At 38.5% G+C, this 12,452-nt stretch carries 13 protein-coding genes; 6 read left to right on the forward strand and 7 right to left on the reverse strand.

Going from position 1 to position 12,452, the window contains the following annotated elements:
• The first annotated feature begins 42 nt into the window (after positions 1 to 42).
• The gene (locus tag JKG64_RS16165; protein ID WP_210355335.1) at positions 43 to 816 is read left to right on the forward strand and encodes a glycosyltransferase family 2 protein; all 774 of its coding nucleotides are present in this window, start codon (positions 43 to 45) and stop codon (positions 814 to 816) included.
• 45 nt (positions 817 to 861) lie between these two features.
• Positions 862 to 1,800, forward strand: coding sequence for a beta-1,6-N-acetylglucosaminyltransferase (locus JKG64_RS16170; RefSeq protein WP_210355336.1), 939 nt, complete (start codon positions 862 to 864; stop codon positions 1,798 to 1,800).
• 25 nt (positions 1,801 to 1,825) lie between these two features.
• Here JKG64_RS16170 and JKG64_RS16175 read toward each other — a convergent pair whose 3' ends face one another.
• The 5 genes from JKG64_RS16175 to JKG64_RS16195 form a co-directional block, all read right to left on the reverse strand.
• A complete protein-coding gene (locus tag JKG64_RS16175; protein WP_210355337.1) occupies positions 1,826 to 2,920 on the reverse strand; it encodes a glycosyltransferase family 4 protein in 1,095 nt (364 codons plus the stop codon).
• 64 nt (positions 2,921 to 2,984) lie between these two features.
• The gene (locus JKG64_RS16180) at positions 2,985 to 4,070 is read right to left on the reverse strand and encodes a DegT/DnrJ/EryC1/StrS family aminotransferase (protein ID WP_210355338.1); all 1,086 of its coding nucleotides are present in this window, start codon (positions 4,068 to 4,070) and stop codon (positions 2,985 to 2,987) included.
• Positions 4,067 to 4,435 (reverse strand): sugar 3,4-ketoisomerase, encoded by a 369-nt coding sequence (locus tag JKG64_RS16185; protein WP_210355339.1) that lies wholly within the window; start codon positions 4,433 to 4,435, stop codon positions 4,067 to 4,069. The genes JKG64_RS16180 and JKG64_RS16185 overlap by 4 nt, the downstream gene beginning before the upstream one ends.
• A complete protein-coding gene (locus JKG64_RS16190; protein ID WP_210355340.1) occupies positions 4,414 to 5,427 on the reverse strand; it encodes a glycosyl transferase in 1,014 nt (337 codons plus the stop codon). The genes JKG64_RS16185 and JKG64_RS16190 overlap by 22 nt, the downstream gene beginning before the upstream one ends.
• Complete coding sequence (locus tag JKG64_RS16195) at positions 5,417 to 6,217, reverse strand: methyltransferase, TIGR04325 family (RefSeq protein ID WP_210355341.1); 801 nt, start codon at positions 6,215 to 6,217, stop codon at positions 5,417 to 5,419. Before JKG64_RS16195 ends, JKG64_RS16190 begins: the two co-directional genes overlap by 11 nt.
• A gap of 527 nt (positions 6,218 to 6,744) precedes the next feature.
• Here JKG64_RS16195 and JKG64_RS16200 point away from each other — a divergent pair.
• From JKG64_RS16200 to JKG64_RS16215, 4 genes are all read left to right on the forward strand, one after another.
• Positions 6,745 to 7,497 (forward strand): hypothetical protein, encoded by a 753-nt coding sequence (locus JKG64_RS16200; protein ID WP_210355342.1) that lies wholly within the window; start codon positions 6,745 to 6,747, stop codon positions 7,495 to 7,497.
• Positions 7,487 to 7,981, forward strand: a complete 495-nt coding sequence (locus JKG64_RS16205) for a SixA phosphatase family protein (protein WP_210355343.1) — start codon at positions 7,487 to 7,489, stop codon at positions 7,979 to 7,981. The genes JKG64_RS16200 and JKG64_RS16205 overlap by 11 nt, the downstream gene beginning before the upstream one ends.
• Positions 7,982 to 8,080: 99 nt before the next feature.
• Positions 8,081 to 10,093 carry a thioredoxin domain-containing protein gene (locus tag JKG64_RS16210; protein WP_210355344.1) on the forward strand — a complete coding sequence of 671 codons (2,013 nt, stop codon included), beginning with the start codon at positions 8,081 to 8,083 and terminating at the stop codon, positions 10,091 to 10,093.
• Positions 10,094 to 10,113: 20 nt separating this feature from the next.
• Entirely contained in the window at positions 10,114 to 10,614 is a 501-nt protein-coding gene (locus JKG64_RS16215; protein ID WP_210355345.1) for an FKBP-type peptidyl-prolyl cis-trans isomerase, read from the forward strand.
• A gap of 143 nt (positions 10,615 to 10,757) precedes the next feature.
• On the opposite strand, the gene mnmD is transcribed toward JKG64_RS16215, so the two are convergent.
• Both mnmD and JKG64_RS16225 read right to left on the reverse strand, forming a co-directional pair.
• Positions 10,758 to 11,423 (reverse strand): tRNA (5-methylaminomethyl-2-thiouridine)(34)-methyltransferase MnmD, encoded by a 666-nt coding sequence (gene mnmD / locus JKG64_RS16220; RefSeq protein WP_210355346.1) that lies wholly within the window; start codon positions 11,421 to 11,423, stop codon positions 10,758 to 10,760.
• Positions 11,424 to 11,499: 76 nt separating this feature from the next.
• Positions 11,500 to 12,447, reverse strand: coding sequence for a lipid A-modifier LpxR family protein (locus tag JKG64_RS16225; protein WP_210355347.1), 948 nt, complete (start codon positions 12,445 to 12,447; stop codon positions 11,500 to 11,502).
• Between the last annotated feature and the right edge of the window lie 5 nt (positions 12,448 to 12,452).

A 12,452-nucleotide genomic window follows, 5' to 3' on the forward strand; every position in this document is an offset into this window, starting at 1 on the left:
TCTTCAAGAATTTTATCAGGATATATTAACAAATCAATATAAATGAAACTATCTATAATAACAATAAACCTCAATAACAAACTTGGCCTAGCCAATACAATAGAATCTGTAGCAAACCAAACTTTTCAAGCATTTGAATATATTGTGATAGACGGTCAGTCTAAAGATGGTAGTGTATCCTTATTAGATTCAGCAAATAAACGAATTGATAAGTGGATTTCTGAAAAAGATTCAGGAGTTTATGAGGCTATGAACAAAGGTATACAACTAGCTGACGGGGAATATTTATTATTCTTAAATAGTGGAGACCTTTTGCATTCGGCAAAAAGTATAGAAAATATGATCTCCAATTTAACAGCTGATATTGTGTATGGAGACCTTGTATTTGCTAACGAGGGATCCTCATCTACTTACTATTATCCAGAAAAGCTCACTATCGAATTTCTTTTCGAATCGACTTTAGGGCACCCTTCAACATTTATTCGACGCGACTTATTTAAGCAATTTGGAAACTATAACACAAACTACAAAATAGCTTCCGACTGGATGTTCTTCTTAACTTGCATCTTAAAAGGACATGTCAGCACGCGACATGTCAACCAAGTTGTATCTGTCTTTGACACAAATGGAATTAGTTCAGACCCTAAAAACCAACCAATGATAAGGGAAGAAAGAACGGGCTTCTTAAAGGAAGAATTCCCACTATTTTACGAAGAACATCTAAAGCATATGAAATGCAAAAACACGCTAGGACGAATACAATCTTCGAAGGGTTTTCGTATATTAAAAAAACTTGGTGTTAAAAAATTTCAGTAAAAAAATAGGCCCAACCAAATTACAATCTTTAATCTTTCCTGGTCAATGAACAAGATAATATACCTACTTATGGTACACAAAAACCCTAAACAGGTCAAGCGACTGATTGCAAGGTTAAAGTCTGATCATTCGTTTTTCTATGTACATGTAGACCTTAAATCTTCAATCCAGGAATTTAAAGCCGCAATAAACGATAGCCGTGTGTCTTTTATTGAATCAAGAGAAGATTGCATTTGGGGAGACTTCAGTCAGGTGAAAGCAACATTAAACCTCATTGACGCTGCATTAGCAGATCATCAATCAGGTTGTTTTGTTTTGCTGAGCGGAGAAGATTATCCTGTAAAATCGACAAATTATATTGAGGACTTTTATACAGAAAACGCATTAAAGAATTTTATAGAATTAGATCCAATAAAAAAGGTCTGGAATGAAAATGAACGGACTAGCAGAACTGATTATTACAAAATAAACTATTCAAACAAAAGAGGTAATTTTATACTACTAAAACCTCAAAGTTATAAGAAGGCATTGAGACTCTTACTAAAACGAAAAATCAATTTCTCAACCTTTTTTGATATCATACGGAAAAGGCATATTCCATTCCCATTATATGGGGGATCAAACTGGTGGTCATTAAACTATGAAATATTAAAGGCCATTCAAAGTTTTGTAAAAGAAAATAGGACAGTACTCTTCACCTATTTTAAATATGTTAAATGCTGCGACGAACTATTTTTTCAAACCATCATTAAGTTATTAGAGAAAAATAATTCTAACATTAACTACCAGCCTATACTTACCTATGTGAACTGGACAAGAGAAAACTACGACAATCTACCCGTCATATTTAATCAGGATGACTTTGCAGAACTCACTAGCCAAGGCGACAACAAACTTTTTGCTCGAAAATTTGACTGTACTTATGACGAAAAGATATTGGATCTACTAGATGAGAAATTTCACAATGTAAACTCTCTAAAATAGATTACAAAAGTTACACTGCAAAAAACTAGGCCAGCATCTTGTAAACAGCCGCAGTACGATCAATACAAGATTCCATAGGATATTCCTGTATCTTTTCCTTTCCCAACTGTATCAGTTGATTTCTATAGGTAGAATTTTCTAACAACAAATCCATTTGTTCTACAAGAGATTCTACCGAAAAGGTTTCAAAATAGGCGGCGGCTTCGCCTGCAATCTCAGGGAAACAACTTGCATTACTTAATAAAACAGGACATTCATTTTTATAAGCTTCCAAAATTGGAAGACCGAACCCCTCATACGTAGAAGGATAAACGAAAAAAAGTGCATTTGTATATAGCGTATTTAGCTGTCCATCACTAGCCACAAAAGAAAGCACTTTGTCTTGAATACTATTTCTCCATAACAGTTCTTCTTCCGCTATCCCAAGAGGACTTCCCGCAACAACAAGTTTTAGACCATCATATTTTTTAGAAATACTGGAAAAAGCCTGCACTAAAAGATCGAAATTTTTATACCCACTGCGGCTACCCACATACAAGATATATTCTTTAGGTAGATCTTCTACACCTTCATAAGATAATGGTACGTATTGATCTATACCATGATGTACAACAGTAATTTTATCATCATCGACATCATAATACTTCAAAATATCGTCCTTAGTCCTATGAGAAACGGCAATAATCTGATCTGCTCTATCAATATGTAACCGTTTTTGATGGGCAGTTGGTTCATTGGGAGAAAACAGGCTGGAAAAATTTTCATAGATCATATCATGAATAGTAATAACTAAAGGCTTTTTGATCTGATCAATAAAATAAGAATCATAATACGTCGGATGAAATACATCTATATCTGCGCCATCAAGCATCTCTAACGTAGTACGTTGGTTTTTCACAAAGGCTTTATGCTCTTTCCTTGGATATTTCTTTAGCTTTTCAACTAAAGAAAACTCTTTAAAATAACGCTCCGGCAGATAGTAATTTTTATTCCCCACAACTTCCAAGTGGGTAGAAAATCCGGGTAGATCCTCTATTCCAGCCATCAGGTCCACAAAATACCGAGATATTCCACCGAACTTTTGAGCCACGAAAATCTGATAATCATACAAAATATTCATCCAAAGAAATTTATAAAGCTTACCTTTTTACTAAAGAAGAGCAAAGGTAAGCATTACAAATAACTTAGAACTTATTCAATATATCGATTACTTGAAGGATCTCGTCTTGTGTATGAGCAAACGAAATGGGTAAACTTAAAACGGTATTCTGGATTTCTTCTGCAATTGGAAATATCCCTCCCGTAAATACTCCCTTCACAGCCTTCTGTTGATGCGGAGAAATAGGGTAATGAACCTCCGTTTTCACTCCATTATCTAACAAATATCCCCGCAGGCGATCTCTATCATGATGCCTAATTGCAAAAATATGATAGACATCTTCATACCCGTTGCTGACTACGGGTAGAATAAACCGCTCTTTTAGCTCGCTCAGATAAATACTTGCCAACATCCTCTTATGTGCATTAATAGCATCGAGATATTTTAGCTTTACTCCCAGAAAAGCGGCCTGAACTTCATCCAGTCTCGAGTTATACCCCACCTCGTCGTTTACATACTTGACAGAAGATCCATAGTTACGTAACACCTTAATCTGTTGAGCCGCTGGGGTACTATTGGTAATCAATGCACCTCCATCTCCTAATGCGCCTAAATTTTTCGTGGGATAAAAGCTGTAAGCCCCAAAATCACCGATTGTACCGGCCATTTCTCCCCGATACTTGGCGCCGTGGGATTGCGCACAGTCCTCAATAACGCGTAGGTTATACTTAGCCGCCACAGCCATAATAGCATTCATATCACACATCTTGCCATACAGATGGACGACCAATATCGCTTTGGTTTTCGTTGTGATAGCCGCCTCGATCAAGGTAGGATCTATATTATAACTATGTATATCGGGCTCTACCAATACAGGCTTTAATCCCGCATGTAGCACGGACAACACGGAAGCGATATAGGAATTAGATGGCATAATAACTTCATCGCCTGCTGAAAAGGAAAACTGCTTCAGCGCCAATACCAAAGCATCGAGTCCAGACGCAACACCTACACAATGCTTTACCTTACAATAATGGGCAAAATCAAGCTCAAACTGAGTTACCTCTTGCCCCAGAATGTACCAGCCACTATGCAAAACCCGCTTGAATACATCAGAATACTCGTCAAAAAAACGGGAATTTACTTTTTTAAGATCTTCGTAGGCTATCATTTACTATAAGGCTCATATATGTAATCACTGGGGTCAAAATACTCCGAAGCCAGTACCATTAATATCGCGTCGGCAGAGAAATTGTACATTTGATGCCAGTCATTGGTTTCCAAGATAAGACAATTGTGAGGCTGATCTAGTTCAAAAACCTGTTCATTTATACCATCACAATTGTAAATACTGCATCGACCGCGAATACTGATCGCTGCCTGACGGGTCAAATGATGCCGATGTCCACCCCGTATGGCTTCATTCACTCCATATATATAAAAAATGCGTTTTACATCGAAAGGGATGACTTTTTCAATAACAGTCAAATTTCCACGATCATCAGTAAAGGTTTTTAAATCGATCTGATGTGCCATAACCCTAAAAAATAAGACTGATGATAAAATTTCTTGAACCTCCCCCTAAAATACAAATTGAACTTTCGCCTTAAGGACACTCTCATACGGGGAATGACTAAACGCTCATGAAAAACCTGTATGAATCCAGCCTTTTTTATTTCTTGAGCGGCTCTATATAATGCTGTAACATAGGGCTTATAGATATAGCGCATGTCATTTTCAGAAAGATGATAAGCCTCAGAAGGGAGATAAGCATTGGACACGGCATACTTAAAACCATGATAATGATAAAATACCAACTTAAAAATTGTTGAGGTCTCAACTTCTCGGCCAGATACAGCATCTGCATTTCCTTCAAAATCGTACTGTTGCACATTCCAAGGGGCCACCCCTCCACCAAGATGAATCAATTCATGTACACCAGAGAACTTCGTACACCAATCATCTAAATACTTCTGATCTCCAAACCGTCCTTCCTCGAGCCTATTGTAACACCAATCAAGGCAAGCTGACCGCCACCACTTTAACACCTCCATTCCTTCGTCTGTATTTTTAAAACACACAAACTGCACACAATATATCCCACTAGCAGCGGATTGGTCATACTCTGGTGTATAACGATGTGGGGTAATCAATACTGAAGCATCTCCCATCTCGTCCAACAAAACATCGGGATTGCTAAAAAATAACAAATCAGCATCCAAGTAAGTACAACCTTCTAACCTATAAGTCTCAATCGCATGCAAAATAACTGCTGGAGTACATGTCCAACAATACTCAGCCGAAGTACGTATACATTTGACAGCCAAAAGATCCTGGTCCTCAAATTCGTCAAGTCTTAGTACAGTAGCTTTAGATAGCCCCATTGCCGATAACACGGTATAGCATGTATCATCAAAAGCATAGATATAAAGATGAAAATCCGGACAATACCGCTCCAGTGATCGATACATGGCTATCCCTCGAGTGAGATATACCGAATTAAATAGCGTACAGAAATTATTTTTCATACTTCCTACACAGTAAAAAACCCTTATCATAACCTGCCAGTTTTCCATCGATTTGTAAATCGGACTCTCCTTCGACATAAGACATAAAGTCTGCCATCACATAATAGTCTGAAAAATGATGGAAAAACATTTCTTCATTAAAAAACCAAGAAGGATAAGATGCCTCATAAATAGATGGGGGCACTTTCTGAACGGTCAATCGATCTGGTCCCGATTTAATAAATGCAGTTCTATCAAACAAGATATAATCTACATTCAAAGAAGAGAGAGACGCTAGAAACTCATGGGGGTTAGGTAAATATTGCACGACGCTAGAAAGAAGAATAACATGAGGACGAACCTTCTCCATACTATCGGCTATTGTATAAAAAAAACCGAGTTGTTGATTTTCAAACTCATGCTTCCCTATCTCTACATATCTAGACTGCTCAACAATATGCCAAGTCAATGCGTCCAAAGGTTTCATGAAATCCGTTACCTGGAAATAAGTACTTCCAAAGGCCCCTCCAAAATCTAAAACGTGTAACCTATTATTGTGTTGAGCTGCGACATACAGTAATGACGCTATTAACGGAAAAGGGTATTGCTTCTTATCAAAAAGGACGGAATCACGCTCGTATACTGCCTCACCGTCTCTTACCTGCGCTAAAGCTGCTCGGGTTTTTTGCAAAATATTGTCTCGATCATAACCTGTTGTCTCCTGACAGGCAGATTCCCAACTATCATAGTCCCCAAACCAACCGTAGGAAGGAGGTGCAATAATAGCCTTTTTTTTAGAAAAAAAATGCATAAAATAATTCTAAACGGATAATAAAACATCTTACCAACACCCCTTACCAGGGATGTTATTATTCTATGGTTAATAGTTTATATTGGTTTCATTGCTATCGAAGTCTATCGCTTTTATCTAAGCAAGCCTGCTACCCAATCATGAGAAGACTTTCTTTTAACGCAGCTGATGGTTAATCCATAATTTAAAACAATTGAAAAATGTGTTACCATTTTTAAACTTTGCTTACATCAATTGCAACAAATATAATACAACAATCGATTTAAAAAATATTTAATTTACATTTATTTACATTAATTAACACTTCTCGGCAAACTCCGTGTTTAAATACTTCCTTTCCTATCTTATAGATGCTATCCTATTGGATATAACATACCTAAGGTTAAATAAGACTTCTAAAAAATTCAGATGCAATATATACCTTAACACATTAAGCAAGAGAAAACTACTCGTAGATTGTTAATAGAAAAGAAAATCCGTAAAAACTAAAAATTTATTAACTATATTTGGTAGAATAACTTTAAACTATGAAATTTCTGATACCAACTTTCCTCCTCTTCTTTGCGATATCGTGGGTATCTTGCCAGAAAGATGGCGAAGAAATTTCAACGGAAGAAGAAAACCTAGCACTCGACCCAATAAATAGAGATAGTATTTCGTTTACGTTGAACGAAAAAAACTACAGTTCTAAAGAGATGGATGGTTTTGGATTTGCAAATAAACAAACTAATATTAAGCCATATGCTGATCCAATGAGCGCTAGAGTACCAGCCTACATTACAGGCGGGCATTGGTGGTATGGCGAAAAAGATTCGCTCTTATTCGAGCAGACATTCTCATTCAAATCTTCTGAATTCACGAACATCACGATTGGTGTAAGTCAAAAATATGCTAGCGCCGACCTCATAAAGAAAGACAACCTATTGGTTCCCTATAAAAATGACACAACTTTTCTAGTAGGGCCAAAAGACTTTGCAACAGACAATAACTTAGAAAACAAAACACATGGTGTCAGCTTAGAGTTAAACCCAATACTGACTACAGAGAGATTGACAACATCAATACCTGCTTTGTCTATATTAGTGAGGTCACAACTCGACAACCATCTACAAGATGACTCTTACTTTCATATTATTAACATTGACACCTTAACAAATGATGCTTTACGAGTGGAAGCGAGATTCGAGGTCAATGTCTATGCTGAAGATGGCACAGCTTATCGGATTAAAGATGGATTCGTTCGCTTTAAAACAAAACTCAAACAGTTAGATGTCAAATAAAAAACTCTATATCATTCGGCACGCTAAAGCTGAAATACCAACTTGGGAGAAAAAAGATTTTGACCGGAATATAATGGACAAAGGAGCCGTCCGTGCACAATATATCGCCAACAAATTAAAAGGTATACTCACCGTTGATGATAAGACTGCTGTAATCTCGTCGACAGCCAATAGAGCAATACAGACCGCACACATTTTCTGTGCATCGTTAGGCTTCCCTTTACAGGATATAATACAGACCAAAGCCATATACGAGGCATACTATCAGGATATATTGTACATTATCAATCAAATACCTGAACATATTAATACTGTTCTCGTTTTTGGTCATAACCCTGGCCTATCCGATCTGACAAACTATATCTGTAACAGCTATATAGAGCTAAAAACATCCCATGTCGCTGTTGTAACACTAGAGGAGGGAATTGATTTCCCTAGCTTATCCGGAGGAACAGGAAATCTTACGCAAACAGTTACAGAATAAATCTAAACAGATTCATCCCATCTTCTTTCCTCCCTCTAGGAAATCCAAAAAGGAACAACCTAACGATTCTTGGCGCAAACTTTTCAGTATCTTTGTAGTATGGCAAATCAACTCCAAAACGAGACATCTCCCTATCTTAAGCAACACATGCACAACCCAGTACATTGGATGCCCTGGGGAGAAGAAGCACTGACAAAAGCGAAACAGGAAAATAAATTAATCATCATCAGTATCGGTTATTCGGCCTGCCATTGGTGCCATGTCATGGAACGCGAAAGCTTCGAAAACGAAGCTATTGCTCAAACAATGAACAAATTTTACGTATCCATCAAAATAGATAGAGAAGAGCGTCCGGACATCGACCAGATTTATATGATTGCAGTACAACTGATGACTAAATCTGGAGGCTGGCCGCTTAATGTCATCTGCCTGCCTGATGGGCGTCCTATCTACGGTGGCACCTATTTCAAAGCACAGGACTGGCAAAATATCCTGCTACAGATTGCTCAGATGTGGGAAGAAACACCACAAATAGCACTCGACTATGCCGAAAAACTAACGGCTGGAATACAACAGGCTGAACGCCTACCTATTGCGGAAATTCCAGAACAATATAGTCTAACGGACCTCAAGTCGGTCGTATTACCTTGGAAAGAACTATTTGATTACCGTGAGGGAGGCTACCGTAGATCACCGAAATTTCCGTTACCCAACAACTGGACTTTTCTCCTACGATATGCAACATTGACAAAGGACCAAGAAATTCTTGCACATGTACATTTTACATTAGAACAGATTGCTAATGGGGGTATATATGATCACATAGGCGGTGGTTTCTGCCGATACTCCGTAGACGAGAAGTGGCACGTACCCCATTTCGAAAAAATGCTATATGATAACGGACAGTTGATATCGCTTTACAGCGAAGCTTATCAACGGTCCCCAAATCAAAACTATAAAAACACAGTACAAGAGACTATTAATTGGGTTATCCGCGAAATGAGAGCCCCAAACGGAGGTTTTTACAGTGCGCTGGATGCAGATAGCGAAGGCGTAGAAGGCAAGTTTTACACCTTCGATTCGGAAGAATTTGATTTATTGGGCGATGATGCAGAGATCGCTCGAAATTATTTCAATATCACGAAGGAAGGCAACTGGGAGGAAGAAAAAACAAACATCCCATTTATAAGCAACAAAAACAAACATCTGATCGTTGAAGCAGGTTTTTCTCAAGAAGAATGGAACACTTATATTGCCGAGATAAAAACAAAATTACTACAATACCGCGCGTCAAGAATACGGCCAGGATTAGACACCAAACAGCTGACAAGCTGGAATGCATTGTTATTAAAAGGGCTTATTGATGCTTACCGCACTTTTAACGATCCGCTGTACTTATCCACAGCCTTAGGCATAGCCGATTTTATAGTTCAAGAATGTACTATAGCCGACGCTCTGCTCCATCAACCGGAAGATAATAATAGAAAGATAGCTGGCTTTTTAGATGACTATGCTTTTACTATCGAGGCCTATATAGCCTTATATGAAGCAACGTTTGATGAATCGTGGCTTTATAAGGCGAAAGCATTGGCCAACCGTGCTATTGACTTATTTTACGAAGTAGATACCGCGACCTTCTATTATACACCTAATGATGGGGAGGAACTCATTGCGCGGAAAAGCGAGATCATGGACAATGTCATTCCTGGATCGGCATCAAGTATCGTGCGTCAGCTTTACAAATTAGGGATTCTTTTTGATGATGAAAACTTCACTGCTATAGCCGATCAGGTATTTGCCAATGTCTTTCCCCATATCGCCAGCTATGGATCCGCTTACTCCAACTGGGCGATACAACTCCTAGAATTACATTTCGGAACCAATGAAATTGCTTTGACCGGCCCTCAGGCCAACCAATGGCGCAAAGAATTGGAGCAGAACCTCTACGTTCCAAATAAAATAATATTGGGAGGAACAAATTCTACACTTCCTTTGTTAGTAAATAAACAAGAATTCGATTCAAAAGCATACCTTTGTCGGAATAAAACCTGCAGTCTGCCCCAGCTGTCGATTGCACAATTGATTGAATTAATAAATAAGAACGAGGCTTAAACCTCTTTAAACAGTAAAAAATGGCAATAGAAAACAACAACGTAGTAACGTTGAATTACACACTTCACACTATTGAAGAAAACGGAGAGAAAACGTTTGTAGAGCAGACAACAACTGAAAATCCACTTACATTTCTATACGGTGTAGGAATGATGTTACCAAAATTTGAAGAGAACATTGCTGGTCTTCAGATTGGTGACAAAACATCTTTTGCATTAGACGCTGTTGATGCTTACGGAGAGAGAGATGACAAAGCAATGGCACAATTGCCTGCTGATATGTTTAATGAAACTGGATTGCCTCCTGTTGGTGAAGTATTACCATTACAAGACAACCAAGGAAATCAATTCCGCGCGGTAGTAGTTGAAGTAACTCCAGAAGTTGTGGTAGCTGACTTGAACCACCCAATGGCAGGTAAAAAATTAAACTTTGACATTGAAATTCTTGCAATGCGTCCAGCAACTGAAGAGGAGCTTTCTCATGGCCATTCTCACGGTATTGACGGTACAGAAGGTCACTAAATAAAACTTTCATTTTTTAGGCTATCACCAAAGATAAAAGTTCTTGATAGCCTCTGAAAAACATACACTTTCAGAAAAAAGGAGCAAAGATTAAGGATTAAAGACATCCAACAATCTTTGCTCCTTGCTCTTTAGCCTTGGTTCTATAACTTTACGGCCCGAAGCATTTCTCTTTTCCCTGGCGCTCCTGGAGCCTTCTCAATCTTAAATCCTAATGCTTTCATCGACCGTTTCAGGTTGCCTGTGATCGCATAGGTAACAAATACCCCACCTACACGCAGATATTGACACACATGAGCTAAGGTCTCATCGGTCCACATTTCGGGTTGATGTATCGCGGCAAAAGCATCAAAATAGATAACATCAAATAATTGATCGCTCTTAAATTCCAACACCTTACAATGAGCGACATGCCAATCGATGCCATCTGTAAAATGAACCGACTTAGTCAAGGCATCCACATATTTATCCTTAAAAGCAGTCCACACTGTTGGTACAACATAATTGTCATAGCCTGTACCGAATATAATATCAGCCGTCAATGGATAGGCCTCTATACCACAATAATGCAATTTAAGTCGTTCATTAATGCTATAATCTGCTGACTGCAAAAAGTTGAGCCCCGTACCGAAACCAACTTCCAAAATAGAAATGGAATCTGTGTTCTCCTTTTCGATATAATGTGCTAAGCCGGAATGGACAAATACATGCTTACTCTCTTGCAATGCACCGTGCTTTGAATGGTAATGCTCGCCGACTTCGGCATGATATAAGGTACTTGAACCATCGGCAGTAACAACAAAATCCATATTAATCTATTTTTTGAACAAACTTACATAAATTCAAGGCAAAGACCCCAGCAAAAAAAGATGAAAATACAAGGCTTTAGAAACGAAGACCTGCTTGAATTCGAGCGTACTGATGATTACCAAGCATTTCCTTTCCTTCCCTTGTATTAAAAAGAAAAGATCCCTCAATAGAAAACTGTGCCCGAGAATAGGCAAAACCGACTCGCTGTGTCAATACATGGCTGGAAATATGATAACGTTCGTCTTTTCTGCGAGCAAACAATGCTCCTTCTATCGTCGCATCATAAAACTGATACATATAGCCTGGAGAATAAAAAAAATAATACTCTGCGGCATCAGAAAAAAATCCACCATTTCCTGTAAAATGACTTTGTCTATAAGGAGCCAATTTGCCTGCCCGAAAATACACCTGCCCCGAAAGATGGGAGAAGTTCATTCCCACTCGCCCCATAGCACCTCCAGAAATTTCAAAACGGTCAGCATGATTTCGCCATAGCTTCTTCAGAAGTCCTCCCTCTAAATCTAAACCCAGCGAACTTCGGAGATTAGACTCCCAGCTTTCCACTTCATACATATGAAATAGTTTATGAATAAAACGCTGTATCTCCTTCCCTCCTCCTGCTCCCCCCATAGCTCCGGCTTCGGCTTTAACAGCCCACAACCACTCACTCGCATATGTACGCTGGAATTGCCCATTAAGAAAAAAACGCCCTGTTGATGGACGATCCCATTTAATATCTTCGCGACCATACACTTCGCTGCCATTAAACAACTGATGTCCCAACTGCAAACGTAGTAAATCACCTTTATATGCCTCTTGTTGTAGTAATTTATCAAAAGTCATGACCAATCCATTTGTATAGTACTGATCCTGTCCTGTCATAAGATAGGAATCATTGTCAGTCTGTAGGCTGAAGGCATAACGCCTGTTCACTTGAGCGAATACAACATGTAGGGCTAGGAAGGACCATCCTAACACAAATATTGTTTTCTTTATGAAGGGAGAGATAAAACGTCTACCCATTTATG

Origin of the sequence: Sphingobacterium tabacisoli (genome assembly GCF_017908035.1) — a bacterium.
Lineage (GTDB): Bacteria > Bacteroidota > Bacteroidia > Sphingobacteriales > Sphingobacteriaceae > Sphingobacterium > Sphingobacterium tabacisoli.

Bases quoted from the DNA above. Each gene is read 5' to 3' on its own strand.
- JKG64_RS16185 (WP_210355339.1), bottom strand. From the start codon at position 4,435: ATGGCACATCAGATCGATTTAAAAACCTTTACTGATGATCGTGGAAAT.
- JKG64_RS16215 (WP_210355345.1), top strand. From the start codon at position 10,114: ATGGCAATAGAAAACAACAACGTAGTAACGTTGAATTACACACTTCAC.
- JKG64_RS16175 (WP_210355337.1), bottom strand. From the start codon at position 2,920: ATGAATATTTTGTATGATTATCAGATTTTCGTGGCTCAAAAGTTCGGT.
- JKG64_RS16200 (WP_210355342.1), top strand. From the start codon at position 6,745: ATGAAATTTCTGATACCAACTTTCCTCCTCTTCTTTGCGATATCGTGG.
- JKG64_RS16205 (WP_210355343.1), top strand. From the start codon at position 7,487: ATGTCAAATAAAAAACTCTATATCATTCGGCACGCTAAAGCTGAAATA.
- JKG64_RS16190 (WP_210355340.1), bottom strand. From the start codon at position 5,427: ATGAAAAATAATTTCTGTACGCTATTTAATTCGGTATATCTCACTCGA.
- JKG64_RS16180 (WP_210355338.1), bottom strand. From the start codon at position 4,070: ATGATAGCCTACGAAGATCTTAAAAAAGTAAATTCCCGTTTTTTTGAC.
- JKG64_RS16210 (WP_210355344.1), top strand. From the start codon at position 8,081: ATGGCAAATCAACTCCAAAACGAGACATCTCCCTATCTTAAGCAACAC.
- JKG64_RS16165 (WP_210355335.1), top strand. From the start codon at position 43: ATGAAACTATCTATAATAACAATAAACCTCAATAACAAACTTGGCCTA.
- JKG64_RS16195 (WP_210355341.1), bottom strand. From the start codon at position 6,217: ATGCATTTTTTTTCTAAAAAAAAGGCTATTATTGCACCTCCTTCCTAC.
- JKG64_RS16225 (WP_210355347.1), bottom strand. From the start codon at position 12,447: ATGGGTAGACGTTTTATCTCTCCCTTCATAAAGAAAACAATATTTGTG.
- JKG64_RS16170 (WP_210355336.1), top strand. From the start codon at position 862: ATGAACAAGATAATATACCTACTTATGGTACACAAAAACCCTAAACAG.
- mnmD (WP_210355346.1), bottom strand. From the start codon at position 11,423: ATGGATTTTGTTGTTACTGCCGATGGTTCAAGTACCTTATATCATGCC.